Genomic DNA, 15644 nt, shown 5'->3' with positions numbered 1-15644 from the left:
AATCCGAAACACACCGCTCAAGCTTATCGAACTGACAGGCTGCCGCCCGCGTTCTTGATCTTTTCCTCAGCGGTAGCCGACCACTTGTCAGCAACCACATCGAACTTTGCGGTAACGTCACCGCTACCAAGGACCTTGACCGGCTCGCCCTTACGGACTGCGTTCTTAGCAACCAGATCCTCAACGGTGACCGTTCCACCCTCCGGGAACAGTTCCTGTAGCTTGTCCAGATTAACGACCTGGTACTCAACCCTGAACGGGTTTTTGAAGCCACGTAGCTTCGGCAGGCGCATATGCAACGGCATCTGTCCACCCTCGAAGCCAATACGGACCGTGTTGCGTGCCTTGGTGCCCTTGGTGCCTCGCCCTGCAGTCTTGCCCTTAGAGCCCTCACCGCGACCCACGCGGGTCTTTGCGGTCTTGGCACCGGGAGCAGGAGCTAGGTGGTGAAGCCTTACGACCTCACCTTCGGCGGGGACGCTGACGTTCTTCTTGGTCTGTGCCATTGTCAGTCAACCTCTTCCACGTCAAGCAGGTGCTTAGCCGTGTGAACCTGCCCCAGAACAACCGGGGTGTCCTCACGGACCGTGCTCTGACCGATCTTGCGCAACCCGAGGGAGCGCACAGACTCGGCGATGTTCCTCTTCTGACCGTAAATAGACTTGGTCAGAGTGATCTTCAGCTTTGCCATTACTCGCTCACCCCTGCGGAGGCTTTCGCGGCTTCTTTCTTCTCAGCCTCAGCCTTGCGCTCTGCCTCACCAGCGGCACGCGCTGCGAGCATGGTAGTCGGTGCGACACGCTCCAGAGGGAGTCCGCGGCGTGCTGCCACTTCCTCGGGTTCCTCAAGCTGCTTCAGAGCGTCAACAGTTGCGTGAACAATGTTGATTGCGTTCGACGAACCGAGCGACTTTGTTAGCACATCGTGGATACCGGCGCACTCAAGTACGGCGCGGACCGGACCACCAGCGATAACACCGGTACCAGGTGAAGCCGGACGCAGCAGAACGATGCCTGCCGATGCGCGACCTTCAACCAGGTGCGGGATAGTACGACGGATCATCGGGACACGGAAGAAGTTCTTCTTCGCCTCTTCGACACCCTTCGCAATCGCTGCCGGAACTTCCTTGGCCTTACCGTAGCCAACGCCGACGGTGCCCTCACCGTCACCAACCACGACCAGAGCGGTGAAGCTGAACCTACGTCCACCCTTCACAACCTTGGACACACGGTTGATGGTAACGACGCGCTCCAGGTACTGGTTGCGATCGTCTTGACGACCGCGCCCCTGCTGGCGTCCCTCTCCGCGCTGACCACCACGTCCACGGCGGTCTCCACCTTGGCCCTGGCGCGCGGAGTCCTGATCGGTATTTCCTTGGCTTCTTTCAGCCATCAGATGCTCTCCCTTTCCTTACTCGCGCTCACAGCTTCAGGCCGCCCTCACGGGCGCCTTCCGCTACTGCCGCCACGCGGCCGTGATACTTGTTTCCACCGCGATCGAAAACGACCTCTTCGATGCCGGCTTCCTTCGCACGCTCCGCAATCAGAGCGCCAACCTTGCTGGCCTTCTCCGTCTTGTCACCGGACGAGGCGCGCAGCTCGGGCTCCATTGTGGAAGCCCAGACCAGCGTCTTGCCCTCGTCATCGTTCACAACTTGAGCGAACATGTGACGGTTGCTTCTGGTAACTACCAGACGGGGCCGCGTAGCGGTTCCAGCAATCTTCGCACGCACGCGCTGATGACGGCGCCTACGGGAAACGAACTTTCCTTTGCCCTTGACCGTGTAAGCCATTACTACTTACCAGCCTTTCCGACCTTGCGTCGCACAACTTCGCCTTCATAGCGAATGCCCTTGCCCTTGTAGGGTTCCGGCTTGCGCAGTTTGCGGATGTTTGCGGCGACCTCGCCAACCTTCTGCTTATCAATACCACTCACAACGACCTTGGTCTGTGAGGTGGCGGTGATGTCGATGCCTTCCGGCGGCTCGAAGGTGATGGTGTGAGAGTAACCGAGGGCAAACTCAACAGCCTTGCCCTTCTGGGTCGCACGATAACCAGTACCGACGATCTCAAGGTTCTTCGCGTAGCCGTTCGTTACACCCTCGACCATGTTGGCGATGAGCGTACGGGAAAGGCCGTGCAGCGATCGATTAGTCCGGTCATCATCCGGACGACTCACCAGGATTTCGCTACCCTCCAGCTTGGCGCTGATAGGTGTGGGAACCTCAAGCGAAAGTTCGCCCTTAGGACCCTTCACAGTTACGTCCTGTCCGTCGATCTTAGCTTCGACACCCGCAGGAAGAACGACGGGCTGCTTGCCAATACGTGACATTGCGCGTCCTCCTTCTACCAGACGTAGGCGAGGACTTCCCCACCTACACCTTTGTCGGAAGCCTGACGGTCAGTTAGAAGACCGGACGAGGTCGATAGAATCGCCACGCCCAATCCACCGCGGACCTGAGGCAGTTCAGTTGATTTCGCATACACACGTAGACCTGGCTTAGAAACTCGCTTCAGGCCGGTGATTGCACGCTCACGGCGGTTGCCGTACTTCAGATCAAGGGTCAGCGTCTTGCCGACGCGCGCATCTTCGATGCGGATGTCCTTGATATAGCCCTCGCTCTTCAGGATCTGCGCGATCCCGTCCTTGAGCTTTGAGTAGGGCATTGACACGGACTCGTGATGAGCCGTGTTTGCGTTGCGCAGACGCGTAAGCATGTCTGCGACCGGATCAGTCATTGTCATTTTGGGCCTTGGCCCTTCCTCGGCGTGGTTTCCCTCGGCAATCGCCGCCGGGGACCTGCGTCGTAAGTGTTACCAGCTGCTCTTAGTCACGCCGGGGAGTTCGCCACGCAGGGCCAACTCACGTAGGCAGATACGGCACAAGCCGAACTTGCGGTAGACCGAGTGGGGGCGACCGCAACGGTTGCACCTTGTGTAAGCACGGACCGCATACTTCGGCTTGCGTGCTGCCTTGATCTTCAGAGATGTCTTAGCCATTGTTAGTCCTCTTTGAAGGGGAAGCCGAGCTTACGAAGTAGTGCGCGACCCTGTTCATCGCTGTCAGCAGACGTGACAACGGTGATGTCCATGCCGCGAGCCCGGTCGACATTGTCGACGTTAATTTCGTTGAACATAACCTGTTCGGTCAGTCCAAAGGTGTAGTTGCCATGTCCGTCAAACTGCTTGGCTGACAAGCCGCGGAAGTCGCGGATACGTGGCAGTGCGGTCGACATTAGACGGTCGAGGAACTCCCACATCCGGTCTCCGCGAATCGTCACCGAAGCGCCGATTGGCTGACCCTCACGAAGCTTGAACTGGGCGATTGACTTCTTTGCTCGGTTCACGCGGGGCTTTTGACCGGTAATGGCCTCCAGATCCTTCAGTGCGCCGTCCAGAAGTTTTGAATCACGAGCCGCATCGCCGACACCCATGTTGACGACTACCTTTACAGGCTTAGGTGCCATCATGACGTTCGGCAGTTTGAACTCCTCGATCATCTCAGACCTGATCTGATCGTTGTACTTTTCCTTCAGACGGGGGCTCATGCGTCCAGCTCCTTACCGGGCTCGATGCCACGACGACTACCACCGCGGGCAACGCGAACACGAACGGTGCGCTTACGACCGTCACGCTCGACTACGTCCTCGCGGAAGCCAACGCGTACCGGCTTCTTCGTGTCAGGGTCCACCAGGGCGACCTTTTCGATCGCAATCGGTGCCTCGGCGGTGACAATGCCACCCTCCTGGCCCGATTGTCCCTGACGCACGTGGCGGGTCTTCAGATTTACGCCCTCAACAAGCACCTTGCGCTCTTCAGGGAAAACCTTAATGACGCGCCCCTGCTTGCCTTTGTCGCCGGGAGCCAAGGGCTCGTAGCCCTCTTCCAAACGACGCTGGTTGCGTGCTTCAAGCTTCTTGGGGTCTGAGGAACGACCGCGCACAACCTCTACGATGTCGCCCTTCTTAATCTTGGCGGCCATCAGATCACCTCCGGTGCCAGCGAGACGATGCGCATGAAGCGCTTGTCGCGCAGTTCGCGGCCAACTGGGCCGAAAATACGGGTGCCACGCGGGTCACCATCGTCATTCTTCAAAATGACAGCCGCATTCTCGTCGAATCGAATGTAGGAACCATCGGGCCTACGTGAAGGCTTCTTCGTGCGAACGATGACGGCTTTTACGACCTCACCCTTCTTCACGTTTCCGCCGGGGATGGCGTCCTTCACGGTGGCGACAATAACGTCGCCGATACCCGCGTAACGTCGTTTTGAGCCACCGAGAACACGGATGGTGAGGATTTCCTTCGCCCCCGTGTTGTCAGCGATCTTCAGTCGCGACTCCTGCTGGATCATGTCTTATGACTCCTGTCGTCGTGCCGGTTCTCTTTGGACCTGCGCCCTAGAGCCTGGCCGAACGGATTGTTTGTTTGGAAAGTGCTCGGTAGTTCCTACGGGACTACTTCGCCTTCTCCAGGATCTCTGCCACGCGCCAGTGCTTGGTACGCGAAAGAGGACGGGTTTCCATGATTAGGACGTAGTCACCTACGCCGCACTCATTGTTTTCGTCGTGGGCCTTGACCTTCTTGGTCTTGACCGTGACCTTGCCGTAAAGGGGGTGCTTTACTCGGTCCTCAAGGACAACAACAACTGTCTTGTCCATCTTGTCCGAGGTCACGTATCCACGGCGTACCTTGCGCTGGTTGCGTTCCGTCGCTGCGGCCACTTCAGTCATTCTCAGTCCTCAGTTCCGGGCGCGGTACGGAAGCCAAGCTCCCTCTCACGCGCAATCGTGTAGATACGGGCAATGTTGCGACGCACAGACTTCATCCGTCCGCTGTCCTCAAGGCTACCGACAGCCTGAGAAAAACGAAGGTTGAACAACTCGGCCTTTGCGCGCTCAAGTTCCTTGCGGAGCTGAGCGTCATCCATGGCATCGAGGTCAGCCGTCTTCAAAACGTTATCGGCCATTAGTTCTCAACACCCTCTCGCACTACGAAACGGGTCTTAATCGGGAGCTTGTGGCGTGCGCGGCGCATAGCCTCGCGGGCCAAATCTTCATCAACACCCGACAACTCGAAGATGATCCGGCCGGGCTTGACTGGAGCGACCCACCACTCTGGTGAACCCTTACCTTTACCCATACGGGTTTCGGCAGGCTTCTTGGTCAGGGGACGGTCCGGGAAAACGGTGATCCAAACTTTACCGCCACGCTTGATGTGACGGGTCATGGCGATACGAGCTGCCTCGATCTGACGGTTAGTCAGGTAGGTGGGCTCTAGTGCCTGGATGCCGTAGTCGCCGAACGCAAGTTCGGTGCCACCTTTAGCCATGCCGCCGCGCTTCGGGCGGTGCTGCTTACGGTACTTAACTCGGCGGGGAATGAGCATGGGCTCAGGCCTCCGTTCCGCTGGTCGCAGTTTCTGCGGGTGCTTCTGCCGGCGCCTCGACTACCACCGTTGCATCCTCTGCAACCGGTGCACTCTGTGCGGCTTCGGCATCACGACCGCGCTGGCCACCGCGCGAGTCACGGCGGGATCCGCCACGACGCTCGCCACGACGAGGAGCCCCGCCACGGCCAGACTGCTCGGCCTGCTGACGAGCAAACTCGCGCTCGGTCATGTCACCCTTGTAAATCCAAACCTTCACGCCAATGCGGCCGAAGGTAGTACGAGCTTCGTGGAAGCCGTAGTCAATGTTCGCTCGCAGTGTCTGTAGCGGAACTCGACCTTCACGGTAGAACTCGCTACGCGACATTTCTGCGCCGCCCAGACGACCTGAGCACTGAACGCGAATACCCTTCGCGCCGGCGCGCTGTGCCGACTGGATTGCCTTGCGCATTGCGCGGCGGAATGAAACGCGTGCTGCAAGCTGCTCGGCAACGCCCTGAGCAACAAGCTGAGCGTCAATCTCCGGGTTCTTAACCTCAAGGATGTTCAGCTGAACCTGCTTGCCCGTGAGCTTCTCAAGGTCCTGGCGAAGGCGATCAGCCTCAGCGCCACGGCGGCCAATAACGATGCCCGGACGTGCGGTGTGCAGGTCCACGCGAACACGGTCGCGGGTGCGCTCGATTTCGACGCGGGAAATGCCCGCGCGCTCAAGTCCCTCTTGAAGTACCTCGCGGATCTTCACGTCCTCGGCAACGTAGTCGCGGTAACGCTGGTTCTCAGTCGTCGAATCCGCAAACCAACGCGAGCGATGATCGGTGGTGATCCCCAGGCGGAAACCAGTGGGGTTGACCTTCTGGCCCATCTAGCGATCCCCCTCCTCTTCTTCATCGGTGCCAACAATCACGGTGATGTGGCTTGTGCGCTTCAGGATCTGTCCGGCGCGGCCCTGTGCCCGCGGACGGTAGCGCTTCATTGTCGGTCCCTCGTCGACGTACGTCTCAAGGACCACAAGCTCGGCATCCTGAAGTGATTCGCCCGCGTTATCGGCCAGCACGTGAGCATTCGCAACGGCGCTATTCAGTACCTTGCGGATGTCGTGCGCAACCTTTTGCGGTGCGAACTGCAATAGATCGTCTGCCTCTAGAACGCTCTTGTTACGGATCTCGTTGACGACCCGGCGAGCCTTCTGGGGCGTAACGCGTACGTAACGCGCCTGCGCCTTGGCTTCCATCAGTCTCTCCTATTCCCGGGCGCGCCTAGCGGCGACGTCCCTTACGGTCGTCCTTCACGTGACTGCGGAAAGTACGCGTGGGCGCGAACTCACCGAGCTTGTGACCAACCATCGACTCTGTCACAAAGACCGGCACATGGCGGCGGCCGTCATGAACAGCGAAGGTCAGGCCTAGGAAATCAGGCGTGATCATGGAGCGGCGTGACCAGGTCTTGATGACCTGCTTGTTGCCGGACGCAAGCTGCTCGTCGACCTTCTTCTGCAGGTGGGCGTCGACGAAGGGGCCCTTCTTCAAACTACGTGGCATAATCCAGGCTTCCTATCAGCGCTTCTTGCCAGTGCGGCGACGACGAACAATGTACTGATCGCTCGGCTTGTTCGGGCGACGAGTGCGCCCCTCGGGCTTGCCCCAGGGGCTGACTGGGTGACGACCGCCAGATGTGCGGCCCTCACCACCACCGTGTGGGTGATCCACAGGGTTCATGGCAACACCGCGAACCTTGGGGCGACGTCCCTTCCAGCGAGCGCGGCCAGCTTTGCCCAGGTCAATGTTGCCCTGTTCGGCATTGCCAACCTCGCCGATGGTGGCGCGGCAGTTGATGTCAACGTTGCGGATTTCGCCAGAGGGGAGGCGCAACTGAGCGAAGCGACCCTCCTTAGCGACCAGCTGGACCGAGGTACCAGCAGAGCGAGCCATCTTGGCTCCCTGTCCAGCGTTCAGTTCCACGTTGTGGATGACTGTGCCAAGAGGGATGTTGCGCATCGGGAGGTTGTTACCAACCTTGATGTCAGCCTTCGGCCCGTTCTCAATCTTGGTGCCCTGCTTGATACCAGCCGGTGCGAGGATGTAGCGCTTCTCGCCATCTGCGTAGTGCAGCAGAGCGATGTTCGCGGTACGGTTCGGGTCGTACTCAATGTGAGCAACGGTTGCGGGTACGCCGTCTTTGTCATTGCGCTTGAAGTCAATGACGCGGTAGGCACGCTTGTGTCCGCCACCGCGGCGACGCGAGGTAACACGACCGTACGAGTTACGACCACCGGTCTTGGTGATCGGGCGAACCAGCGACTTCTCAGGAGTCGAACGGGTGATCTCAGAAAAGTCCGAGACGCTCCCGTGACGACGACCTGGTGTCGTCGGCTTGTACTTACGAATAGCCATAGTGTCTTTTACCCCTCCGGCCTAAATCCCAGTTTCGCCGAAAACGTCGATTGCACCCTCACGCAGCGTGACGATTGCACGCTTGGTGTCGGGGCGCTTTCCAACGCCATCGCGGCGACGGTAGGTCTTACCAGGACGGTTCATCGTTGCAACCTTCGAAACCTTGACGCCGAAGATATCCTCAATGGCGTTCTTGATTTCGGTCTTGTTTGCACGAGGATCAACGATGAACGTGTACTTACCCTCGTCCTGCAGACGTGACGTCTTTTCGGTTACTACCGGACGCAGGATGATGTCGCGCGGATTCTTCGAGGCTTCCAGAGTGCTCATTCGGCATCCTCCTTAGCAGCTGCTTTCTTGGCAGGCGCCTTCTTAGCGGGCTTCTTCACTGCCGCCTCGACATCGTGAACGATATCCTCGGCAGCGGTCTCAGCCTTCTTGGCAACCTTCTTAGCGGCGCCCTCGATATCCTCGATGGCTTCTTCAACCTTCTTGGTCGCCTTCTTAGCCGGCGCTTTCTTAGCAGCGGCCTTGGCATCGCCAGCTTCGGCTTTAGCGGCCTTTTTGGCGGGAGCCTTCTTTGCAGGAGCCTCCTCAGCCTTCGCCGCGGACTTCTTGGCAGGAGCGTCGTCAGCCTTCTTCGACTTAGAGGTCTTGTCAGCCTTCTTCTCTTCGAGGGCCTTTACCTTTGAGGCAACCTTCTCTTCGCGAGCAGGGGCTTTGACCGAAGCGCGTTCGATGTAGCTGTTGATCGCATCCTCGGAGAAGATGACTTCAGCGGCATCGACGACGTCGTATGCATTGAGTTGATCAGCCCAGATGGTGTGAGCGGCCGGTGCATTTGAGTAGCTCTTGAGAACTGCGGTAGCTCCGTCCTCGTCCCGATCGATAACAATCAGAACCTTGCCACCACTCGTGACCGTGGCCAGTGTCTTCAGCGCGGCCTTGGTCGAAGGAACGTCCTCGGCAACAAGGTCCTCAAGAATGATGAGCGAACCATTGCGGGCGCGATCAGATAGAGCGGAACGCAGTGCGCCGGCGATCATCTTCTTGGGGGTCCGCTGGCTATAGTCACGCGGCTGCGGGCCGTGAACAACGCCGCCGCCCTTGTAGTGAGGAGCGCGGATTGAACCCTGGCGAGCGTTACCGGTGCCCTTCTGGCGATACGGCTTCTTGCCGCCGCCGGATACCATGCCGCGAGTCTTGGTCGCGTGAGTACCCTGGCGAGCTGCGGCCATCTGAGCCTCAACTACCTGGTGGATCAACGGAATGTTCAGATCAACGTCAAACAGGTTGCCGGGAAGTGTGACCTTGCGGCCAGTCGCCTTGCCCTCAAGGGTCAAGACCTCAACCTGGGAGTCCTTATACATAGCCTTGGTCGCCATCATGCCCCCTTCACAGCGGTGCGAACCATGACAACAGCCTTAGCCGGTCCAGGGATTGCGCCCTTGACCAACAGCAGGCCCTTGTCGGTATCCGCGCCGACGATCTCAAGGTTTTGAATGGTGCGCTTGTCGCCACCCATACGGCCCGCCATCCGCTGACCGCGGAAGATGCGACCCGGAGTAGCACAGGCACCGATAGAGCCCGGCTTACGGTGGATCTTGTGAGCGCCGTGCGAGGCCGGGCCACCCTTAAAGCCGTGACGCTTCATAACGCCTGCGAAGCCCTTGCCCTTGGTAGTGCCGGTCACGTCAACATTCTGACCAACCTCAAAGACCGAAGCCTCAAGTTCCTGGCCGGGTTGATAGTCGGCAGCGTCCGAAGTGCGGAACTCCGCGACGTGGCGCTTGGGGGCAACCCCCGCCTTCTCGAAGTGACCAAGCAGAGGCTTGGTCACGCGGCGAGGATCAATGTCCTCAAAGCCGATCTGGACGGCCGAGTAGCCATCGTTATCCTCGGTGCGCACCTGAGTAACGACGTTCGTGCCGACCTGGACGACCGTGATGGGGACAACGTGGCCGTCCTCGTCCCAAACTTGGGTCATGCCGAGCTTGCGGCCCAGCAGCGCCTTGCGTGGCGCGGTGTCAGTAGTCATTGCAGATGTCCTCAGAGCTTAATCTCGATGTTCACGTCAGCAGGAAGGTCAAGACGCATGAGCGAATCGACGGCCTTAGGCGTGGGATCAATGATGTCGATGAGCCGCTTGTGCGTGCGCATCTCGAACTGCTCGCGGCTGTCCTTGTACTTGTGGGGAGACCGAATAACAACGAAAACGTTCTTCTCGGTCGGCAGCGGCACGGGTCCAACCACGGTCGCGCCTGCGCGCTGAACAGTGTCGACAATCTTGCGCGCCGAGCTGTCGATGACCTCGTGGTCATACGACTTGAGCCGGATGCGGATCTTTTGTCCCGCCATGCCGTTTTACCTCTTCTCGTACCAGATTCGTCACCGGCCCCCGCATTCGGGCGTGTCCCAGTCGGGACACACATTCCTGCGGCTGCCAGATTGGCTCCGGCTTGGCCGTTGTCTTGTCAAAAGAACTTGGGCAGCAAGTGGGTCGCGATCCTTGAAGCAGGAGCGGCACGTTTTTCAAGCACCCAAATCGCCTCACCTTCGTGAGGCAGCTTGAATAGTCTGGCACGCGGTTTTGCATTCGTCCAAGTCCAGAGGGGTTCCTGCGACGAGTCTCACTAGAGGTCGCCCTTCAGAAGCCGAAAAATCCACATCTGACCACCAAGCCCTCCTCGACTTTACTCCGACCGGGATGCTTACCTCGCCCTCGCTGATCCCACACTGGGACATTGGCTCCCACCTTTGATGACCCCGCACTCGGATACTGACCCTCCTTCAGACTAAGCCGGGCCGGGCAGCCCGCCCTCACTCACCCCAGGCTCGGGACATCCGCATCACTCTTGTCAGCCCACGCTCCAACATTGGCCCTCTCTCTTACTAGGCCAAACCGGGCAGCCCGCCATCACATACGCCCAGGCTCGGGACATCCGCATCACTCTTGTGAGCCCTCGTGGACTCCAAACTTGGTCCTTCTTATGCCGCAGCTTAGATAACTTGGAGGAGGACTCTTCGTCCGCGTAGCCCAAGGGCGAATATCTGCCGGAGTGGCCGACTACCCCCTCCGGCGCGTCACAGTCCCCGGACCAGTAATGACCACAGTGGCAGATGTTCCAAGCCAAGTACTTAGGTTGCCTGCCCCCAAGAGAACGAGCATCCGCCAGAGTGGACCATTACCTAACTCGCCTCGATCCTCGTCGCGTATTCTTGGTCCAAGCTGATGGCCGCTATAGGAGGGCACCCATGGAGAACCTTAAGGGCAAAATCGGCGCACGCTGGATCTTCATGATCGTTGTGGCGCTAACCGTATTGGTTGCAAGTTACCTACTACTGGTGCGGACCTACCTTGGCCAGTACCTTGAGAACTCCGCTCTTCTCGGCGCCCAACAGGTCTCGACTGTTGAAGTCGACGACGCCCTCCATAACCTTCACTACATCTCAGTCGGCTCACTAGCTCTGCTAATGGTCGTCTACGCCATCATCGGCATCGTCCGCAAATCCTGGCAAGTCGCCTTCGCGGCCATGGGAGTCTTAGGGGCTTCGACCGTAACTACGGAACTACTAAAAAAGACCATCCTCACTCGACCCGATCTCGCTCCCATCTATGAGAACAATGCGCACAACTCTTTCCCTTCGGGTCACACCACCATCGCAATGGCGATCGTTGTCTCACTGCTACTCATCCTCAGCTTCCGCATACGAGGTTGGATCGTCATTCCCGCCACGCTGTGGGCAGTCGGTATCGGATTCGCGACAGTCACCGCGAGATGGCACCGCTTCTCTGACACTCTCGGCGCGGATGCCGTCGTCCTTGCCATCGGTGCCATCGCGGCCCTCTGGTTACTTTCGAGGAACGAAATGACGAGGGAACCAGGAGGTTCGCCTCGTATCCGCCCGATTATTCTTACTTTCCTTGGCATCTTTGGTGTCGGCACGCTTGCAGTGGGCGTTATTCTCGCAATCGGAACCCTCAACCGCTGGGGCGTTATCGAAGCGCTCTCCCAAGCCAACGCGGCGGGTCAGATTCCCAATCTGCAGTTCCACCTTGATCCGGTTTTCAACGAGAACATGTTCTACGCCGCCCAAACTCTTGCCTACGGCTTTTCTTCCCTTTCAGTCGTGTGGTTCTGGGCGACACTGCATCGGATCGGCACTGTTCGCGCGCCCAGATGAGTTAGTCCAAGACGCGAATGGGGCAATAAGTTACGTCCAACCCGGAGTGAACAACCGTGCTCAACCGACAACCTGAGTTCGAGAGATGCACAAAGAAACCGGTAGCTGGAATCGGGAAGACTTCCCAAACTCATCGTGTATAAACGCCGTGCGTACGAGGATGACTCGACTGGGACGCCGATGGTTCGGTGTGTCCAGACGCAAATGCCAGGCGTAGGAGGATGATTCACTGAGCCGACGGCCGCCGAACGGATGACCCTGACAAAACGCCGTGCGTACGAGGATGACTCGAATGGGACGCCGATGGTTCAGTGTGTCCAGACGCAAACGCCAGGCGTAGGAGGAATTACCAGTCACGCGCGATACTCGCAGCGTGACTAGGAACTATCACCTAAACCTTCAGTAGTCCCACACCCCACAACCAGCCCTAGCCGCTTGATAATCAATATAGGGGCACCCCATGCGGAGACACACTCTCGATGTGCCGGAACTCGGGGTCTCGATGAGTAAAGTCCCGCCGAGACCTCGAGTTTCGGCATGTCAATCCGTCTCACCCAGAAGACCGTCAGTCTTGGCCCAATTTGTGCTCGCACCTAAATGGGCGACAGTGTCCGGAAAAGAGCATGCGATGACTGATAAGACTGGAACAAGAACTCTTCAACTTCCCCGTCCCCTAGTGCCGGAGAATGTGTCGCTGGGTAAAGTCCTCGAAGCCCGGTGCGCGTCTACGCCCTCCTGTCTGCCTCAGCCAAGAACTTCGGGATGTCGAGGCCCATCAGGTAGCCTCCTACCTTCCCATCCCACTCGTCCACCCGAAGCACCCTGAAGCCAAGCCTCTTGTAGAAGCCGACCGCGCCCTCGTTATCAGCCGCTACTCCGATTGCCAGACCATCTACCCCACGATCCGCAAGTGCCCTGGCGAAGCTGGTAATGAGCTTTCGCCCCATTCCACCGCCCTGCGCGGACGGAAGCAGGTCGATGTGTAACTCTCCCGGGTAGTCATCCGTGAACTGGTGCACTCTAGACTCGGGCTGCGCTCCGCGGCGCCTCAGCTCTATATCCTTTTCCGTCCATGAGTCGTCGACCGGCAGCGCCAAGTCATACTCTTTGGCCCAATCGCCGGCTGCCCATTCAGCCATCTTGCCCACGTCCTCCGTCCCGATGACGTATCCGACAACCTCCCCGTCCTCGTCCTCTATGACAAACGCCAACTCCGGGGCATGCGCCAAGTACGGATACGCATACACGTACGGCAAAAGCTCATCCGTCGCGAACTGCCCTGTAGCATCTTTGCCGATGTCCCCGGTTAGGACACAGATTCGTCCCACGGCCGCGCGATCCTCGGGTCGATACTGCCGAATCTTCAGTGCCATCCTCGTCCTCCGCCGTTCTTGCTACGCAGACCAAAACTTCACAACTACTTTATCCGTGACCGCACCGGTCAACCTCTCTCAGCACCGCTTCCAATCATTCAGTACCGTGTGCTCTAACTCATTCCAATATTTCGACGGACCGATACCACTTCCGTACTCTCACTGCTTCTGCCGCGCGTTTCTGTACGAGGAGTCCTCTGTCTCGTCATCCCACAACTCCGCCTCAGTTCGCGGGTCCATTTGATAGTTCGCCAAATACTCCTGGAACGCCGGATCACCCGCGAACGAGGAAACACTCCGAACCCCTATGTCCTCCTCTGATTCCCCGTCTCCGCTTAAGGTCCCGGAGGATCCACTTAGTTGTCTACCCGCGTCAACAGCAACCTCCGTCGTTCCCTCTTCATCCTCCAGAGGACGACCAGACCACCAAACCGCCAGTCCCAAAAGTCCCACGGCCGCCAATACCCCCACCAGCCACCATGGGAAACCTCCCCCGCTAACGGGCGCGGCCAGGGCCTCTAGCTCCTCGTCCATGACCAGAACTCGTTCCGCCGTCACCAGCCGGTGCTGCGCCAGAATGTTTGCTCCGGGCGCCGTTATCAGCGTCACGTGGTCCTCACCCGCGACGGCCTCAACGGGAACCGTCTGGTCCACCTCCACCACTTCTGAACTGATAATCCGGTACGTCAGCGTCTCCCCCATGACCTGTAACGTCAATCTGTCACCAACCTGTACACGTCCCAGATCTGCAAACAGTCCCGCGTCATGACCCACAAGGACGGCGTTCGTCGTTTCACCACCCACCGGGAGTGAGCTAGAGGGAACATGCCCGACCCCATCACTCAGGCTTTCTTCCTCCACCCAGTGATGAACCGGCGTGTCGACTCCGATCCTTGGGATCGTCAACCGCGCCAACACTCCATCGCCCAGGTTCAGGGTCGCGTCATATATAGAGGAGTAGGAAGCCTGTCCTAAGTCATCCGAAAACGCATCCTCGCACTCAGATGGAGGTTCTGCCCACCGTGCCGAAACCTCATGACTAGAACCAGCATCCACCAACTGTTCGTCCAGATCATCGACACTCTCCTGCGGCACCGCGAAGCTCGGAAGCACATACGCCAGCGACTCCATCGCGTCATTGCAGACTCGCGCCTGGCTTAGCAGCGTCTCCAAGTCCGATTGCGGAGTTTGTTCAACGATGTCCGCATGCGCCGTTAGCACCTGTGCCCGTGAGTTTGCCGCAAACCAGTTTCCAACGCTTGGTGCGATCAGCAGTCCCGCAATCACGAGCGAGACCATCGCAGCCCCAAACGGCAACCTGTGCAACTGCCACCCGTTCTTTGACTCCCACAGTGGGCCGGTTGATCTCTCCGCCATTTTCTAGTGCCCGAATCCGTATCCACTGAAACCGCCAGCTGAATCGTGGTCAGGCTCGTGCAGGCTCTGTCCGTCAACGGGCTGCTCGCTGATCACGATACCCTCGGACTCGTACAGGTCGTTATCGAATGCTTCATTGACCGCCGCCACAATTCGGTCGCCGATAGTCTTGCCCGAGTAGCCACCTACAGTTGCGCCTGCCGCGAGCGCCACCCACGTACGAGGATCGTTCGGGAGACCAGCCGATTTGCCCACATACCGCGAGACTCCCTGCAACGCCACCTGACCGGCTGGAAGCATTGCAGAAGCGGTGAGAGCCTGCCGCATCATCTGCTGGACCCTGGGATCATCCATCGGAATTTCGCGCACTCTTGCATGAGCCGTTATGTACAGCGCTGCTGCCGACAGGAGTCCTACCGTCGAGACTCGGTTCAGCGCAGTCGCGGGGAGTTTCATTCCTCGCGGGGAGATCGAGCCGACGCCCTTGGCTAGGCCACTCCCTGAAGTCGCAACGATGAACGCACGATCAAGGCGCCGCAAGGCCTTCTTGCCCCCACCAACCTTGATTCCCATTGCCCCTAAGACGCGATCGACCCTGTTCTCGCTCTTCGCGAGCGCCTTTCCGGCGATTCCAATCAGGTCTGGCTCAATCTTGGCTAACTGATCCTCTTTGCGCTTTGCCATGTCCTGAGACTACAGGCGACGACCGACAAAATGGCGATGTACTTCTTTCTTGATGTCCAACGGTTTTCTGGTCACCCGCGCAGGTTATTCACCACATTCGTAGAAAAGGCGGCGGTACGTGTACCTGGTCAAATCGTCTAGTACCAACTGGGTCCAGTGCAATCAATCGCCGCATCTCCCCACATGAGTTCAGCATCGCGGAGCCGCATGCGACGGCCCAGAATCGAACCGGCCGCTCTGTATCAACGC

General features: G+C 58.7%; 24 protein-coding genes and 1 pseudogene. 1 reads left to right on the top strand and 24 read right to left on the bottom strand.

Going from position 1 to position 15644, the window contains the following annotated elements; translation table 11 throughout:
• Window positions 1-23: 23 nt before the first annotated feature.
• From rplO to rpsJ, 21 genes and pseudogenes are all read right to left on the bottom strand, one after another.
• A complete protein-coding gene (gene rplO / locus U6G28_05955) occupies window positions 24-506 on the bottom strand; it encodes a 50S ribosomal protein L15 (GenBank protein WRS29080.1) in 483 nt (160 codons plus the stop codon).
• 2 nt (window positions 507-508) lie between these two features.
• Window positions 509-691 carry a 50S ribosomal protein L30 gene (gene rpmD, locus U6G28_05950; protein ID WRS29079.1) on the bottom strand — a complete coding sequence of 61 codons (183 nt, stop codon included), beginning with the start codon at window positions 689-691 and terminating at the stop codon, window positions 509-511.
• On the bottom strand, window positions 691-1392 hold the full coding sequence (gene rpsE, locus U6G28_05945) for a 30S ribosomal protein S5 (protein WRS29078.1): 702 nt from the start codon (window positions 1390-1392) through the stop codon (window positions 691-693). Before rpsE ends, rpmD begins: the two co-directional genes overlap by 1 nt.
• A gap of 28 nt (window positions 1393-1420) precedes the next feature.
• On the bottom strand, window positions 1421-1792 hold the full coding sequence (rplR, locus tag U6G28_05940) for a 50S ribosomal protein L18 (GenBank protein WRS29077.1): 372 nt from the start codon (window positions 1790-1792) through the stop codon (window positions 1421-1423).
• A 2-nt stretch (window positions 1793-1794) separates the two neighbouring features.
• Window positions 1795-2331 (bottom strand): 50S ribosomal protein L6, encoded by a 537-nt coding sequence (gene rplF, locus U6G28_05935; protein WRS29076.1) that lies wholly within the window; start codon window positions 2329-2331, stop codon window positions 1795-1797.
• Between the two features lie 14 nt (window positions 2332-2345).
• A complete protein-coding gene (gene rpsH / locus U6G28_05930; GenBank protein WRS29075.1) occupies window positions 2346-2744 on the bottom strand; it encodes a 30S ribosomal protein S8 in 399 nt (132 codons plus the stop codon).
• Between the two features lie 69 nt (window positions 2745-2813).
• Window positions 2814-2999 carry a type Z 30S ribosomal protein S14 gene (locus U6G28_05925; protein WRS29074.1) on the bottom strand — a complete coding sequence of 62 codons (186 nt, stop codon included), beginning with the start codon at window positions 2997-2999 and terminating at the stop codon, window positions 2814-2816.
• 2 nt (window positions 3000-3001) lie between these two features.
• Complete coding sequence (rplE, locus tag U6G28_05920; protein ID WRS29073.1) at window positions 3002-3547, bottom strand: 50S ribosomal protein L5; 546 nt, start codon at window positions 3545-3547, stop codon at window positions 3002-3004.
• Window positions 3544-3981, bottom strand: a complete 438-nt coding sequence (gene rplX, locus U6G28_05915; protein WRS29072.1) for a 50S ribosomal protein L24 — start codon at window positions 3979-3981, stop codon at window positions 3544-3546. Before rplX ends, rplE begins: the two co-directional genes overlap by 4 nt.
• On the bottom strand, window positions 3981-4352 hold the full coding sequence (rplN, locus tag U6G28_05910; protein WRS29071.1) for a 50S ribosomal protein L14: 372 nt from the start codon (window positions 4350-4352) through the stop codon (window positions 3981-3983). The genes rplX and rplN overlap by 1 nt, the downstream gene beginning before the upstream one ends.
• Before the next feature lie 103 nt (window positions 4353-4455).
• Window positions 4456-4722, bottom strand: coding sequence for a 30S ribosomal protein S17 (gene rpsQ / locus U6G28_05905; protein WRS31206.1), 267 nt, complete (start codon window positions 4720-4722; stop codon window positions 4456-4458).
• Between the two features lie 11 nt (window positions 4723-4733).
• Window positions 4734-4967 (bottom strand): 50S ribosomal protein L29, encoded by a 234-nt coding sequence (gene rpmC, locus U6G28_05900; protein WRS29070.1) that lies wholly within the window; start codon window positions 4965-4967, stop codon window positions 4734-4736.
• A complete protein-coding gene (gene rplP / locus U6G28_05895; GenBank protein WRS29069.1) occupies window positions 4967-5386 on the bottom strand; it encodes a 50S ribosomal protein L16 in 420 nt (139 codons plus the stop codon). The genes rpmC and rplP overlap by 1 nt, the downstream gene beginning before the upstream one ends.
• 4 nt (window positions 5387-5390) lie before the next feature.
• A complete protein-coding gene (gene rpsC, locus U6G28_05890) occupies window positions 5391-6248 on the bottom strand; it encodes a 30S ribosomal protein S3 (GenBank protein WRS29068.1) in 858 nt (285 codons plus the stop codon).
• A complete protein-coding gene (rplV, locus tag U6G28_05885; protein WRS29067.1) occupies window positions 6249-6617 on the bottom strand; it encodes a 50S ribosomal protein L22 in 369 nt (122 codons plus the stop codon). It lies immediately after the preceding gene.
• Between the two features lie 25 nt (window positions 6618-6642).
• Window positions 6643-6924, bottom strand: coding sequence for a 30S ribosomal protein S19 (gene rpsS, locus U6G28_05880; protein ID WRS29066.1), 282 nt, complete (start codon window positions 6922-6924; stop codon window positions 6643-6645).
• Between the two features lie 15 nt (window positions 6925-6939).
• The gene (rplB, locus tag U6G28_05875) at window positions 6940-7776 is read right to left on the bottom strand and encodes a 50S ribosomal protein L2 (GenBank protein WRS29065.1); all 837 of its coding nucleotides are present in this window, start codon (window positions 7774-7776) and stop codon (window positions 6940-6942) included.
• Between the two features lie 21 nt (window positions 7777-7797).
• Entirely contained in the window at window positions 7798-8106 is a 309-nt protein-coding gene (gene rplW / locus U6G28_05870; GenBank protein WRS29064.1) for a 50S ribosomal protein L23, read from the bottom strand.
• A gap of 407 nt (window positions 8107-8513) precedes the next feature.
• Window positions 8514-9146 (bottom strand): annotated as a pseudogene (gene rplD / locus U6G28_05865) (50S ribosomal protein L4).
• A 14-nt stretch (window positions 9147-9160) separates the two neighbouring features.
• A complete protein-coding gene (gene rplC, locus U6G28_05860) occupies window positions 9161-9814 on the bottom strand; it encodes a 50S ribosomal protein L3 (GenBank protein WRS29063.1) in 654 nt (217 codons plus the stop codon).
• Between the two features lie 11 nt (window positions 9815-9825).
• Window positions 9826-10134, bottom strand: a complete 309-nt coding sequence (gene rpsJ / locus U6G28_05855; GenBank protein ID WRS29062.1) for a 30S ribosomal protein S10 — start codon at window positions 10132-10134, stop codon at window positions 9826-9828.
• An 897-nt stretch (window positions 10135-11031) separates the two neighbouring features.
• On the opposite strand from rpsJ, the gene U6G28_05850 reads away from it, so the two are divergent.
• Window positions 11032-11961 (top strand): phosphatase PAP2 family protein, encoded by a 930-nt coding sequence (locus U6G28_05850; protein ID WRS29061.1) that lies wholly within the window; start codon window positions 11032-11034, stop codon window positions 11959-11961.
• Window positions 11962-12686: 725 nt separating this feature from the next.
• On the opposite strand, the gene U6G28_05845 is transcribed toward U6G28_05850, so the two are convergent.
• From U6G28_05845 to U6G28_05835, 3 genes are all read right to left on the bottom strand, one after another.
• A complete protein-coding gene (locus U6G28_05845) occupies window positions 12687-13334 on the bottom strand; it encodes a GNAT family N-acetyltransferase (protein WRS29060.1) in 648 nt (215 codons plus the stop codon).
• A 159-nt stretch (window positions 13335-13493) separates the two neighbouring features.
• Entirely contained in the window at window positions 13494-14711 is a 1218-nt protein-coding gene (locus tag U6G28_05840) for a sortase (GenBank protein ID WRS29059.1), read from the bottom strand.
• 3 nt (window positions 14712-14714) lie between these two features.
• Complete coding sequence (locus U6G28_05835; GenBank protein WRS29058.1) at window positions 14715-15395, bottom strand: hypothetical protein; 681 nt, start codon at window positions 15393-15395, stop codon at window positions 14715-14717.
• Window positions 15396-15644: the final 249 nt, after the last annotated feature.

This window comes from Actinomycetaceae bacterium MB13-C1-2 (assembly GCA_035621235.1).
Lineage (GTDB): Bacteria > Actinomycetota > Actinomycetes > Actinomycetales > Actinomycetaceae > Scrofimicrobium.
This window is presented reverse-complemented; position numbering and strand designations above follow the sequence as displayed.

What these genes read in the sequence shown, in the direction of transcription:
- rplO (WRS29080.1), bottom strand. Translation starts at nt 506, where the DNA reads ATGGCACAGACCAAGAAGAACGTCAGCGTCCCCGCCGAAGGTGAGGTC.
- rpmD (WRS29079.1), bottom strand. Translation starts at nt 691, where the DNA reads ATGGCAAAGCTGAAGATCACTCTGACCAAGTCTATTTACGGTCAGAAG.
- rpsE (WRS29078.1), bottom strand. Translation starts at nt 1,392, where the DNA reads ATGGCTGAAAGAAGCCAAGGAAATACCGATCAGGACTCCGCGCGCCAG.
- rplR (WRS29077.1), bottom strand. Translation starts at nt 1,792, where the DNA reads ATGGCTTACACGGTCAAGGGCAAAGGAAAGTTCGTTTCCCGTAGGCGC.
- rplF (WRS29076.1), bottom strand. Translation starts at nt 2,331, where the DNA reads ATGTCACGTATTGGCAAGCAGCCCGTCGTTCTTCCTGCGGGTGTCGAA.
- rpsH (WRS29075.1), bottom strand. Translation starts at nt 2,744, where the DNA reads ATGACAATGACTGATCCGGTCGCAGACATGCTTACGCGTCTGCGCAAC.
- U6G28_05925 (WRS29074.1), bottom strand. Translation starts at nt 2,999, where the DNA reads ATGGCTAAGACATCTCTGAAGATCAAGGCAGCACGCAAGCCGAAGTAT.
- rplE (WRS29073.1), bottom strand. Translation starts at nt 3,547, where the DNA reads ATGAGCCCCCGTCTGAAGGAAAAGTACAACGATCAGATCAGGTCTGAG.
- rplX (WRS29072.1), bottom strand. Translation starts at nt 3,981, where the DNA reads ATGGCCGCCAAGATTAAGAAGGGCGACATCGTAGAGGTTGTGCGCGGT.
- rplN (WRS29071.1), bottom strand. Translation starts at nt 4,352, where the DNA reads ATGATCCAGCAGGAGTCGCGACTGAAGATCGCTGACAACACGGGGGCG.
- rpmC (WRS29070.1), bottom strand. Translation starts at nt 4,967, where the DNA reads ATGGCCGATAACGTTTTGAAGACGGCTGACCTCGATGCCATGGATGAC.
- rplP (WRS29069.1), bottom strand. Translation starts at nt 5,386, where the DNA reads ATGCTCATTCCCCGCCGAGTTAAGTACCGTAAGCAGCACCGCCCGAAG.
- rpsC (WRS29068.1), bottom strand. Translation starts at nt 6,248, where the DNA reads ATGGGCCAGAAGGTCAACCCCACTGGTTTCCGCCTGGGGATCACCACC.
- rplV (WRS29067.1), bottom strand. Translation starts at nt 6,617, where the DNA reads ATGGAAGCCAAGGCGCAGGCGCGTTACGTACGCGTTACGCCCCAGAAG.
- rpsS (WRS29066.1), bottom strand. Translation starts at nt 6,924, where the DNA reads ATGCCACGTAGTTTGAAGAAGGGCCCCTTCGTCGACGCCCACCTGCAG.
- rplB (WRS29065.1), bottom strand. Translation starts at nt 7,776, where the DNA reads ATGGCTATTCGTAAGTACAAGCCGACGACACCAGGTCGTCGTCACGGG.
- rplW (WRS29064.1), bottom strand. Translation starts at nt 8,106, where the DNA reads ATGAGCACTCTGGAAGCCTCGAAGAATCCGCGCGACATCATCCTGCGT.
- rplC (WRS29063.1), bottom strand. Translation starts at nt 9,814, where the DNA reads ATGACTACTGACACCGCGCCACGCAAGGCGCTGCTGGGCCGCAAGCTC.
- rpsJ (WRS29062.1), bottom strand. Translation starts at nt 10,134, where the DNA reads ATGGCGGGACAAAAGATCCGCATCCGGCTCAAGTCGTATGACCACGAG.
- U6G28_05850 (WRS29061.1), top strand. Translation starts at nt 11,032, where the DNA reads ATGGAGAACCTTAAGGGCAAAATCGGCGCACGCTGGATCTTCATGATC.
- U6G28_05845 (WRS29060.1), bottom strand. Translation starts at nt 13,334, where the DNA reads ATGGCACTGAAGATTCGGCAGTATCGACCCGAGGATCGCGCGGCCGTG.
- U6G28_05840 (WRS29059.1), bottom strand. Translation starts at nt 14,711, where the DNA reads ATGGCGGAGAGATCAACCGGCCCACTGTGGGAGTCAAAGAACGGGTGG.
- U6G28_05835 (WRS29058.1), bottom strand. Translation starts at nt 15,395, where the DNA reads ATGGCAAAGCGCAAAGAGGATCAGTTAGCCAAGATTGAGCCAGACCTG.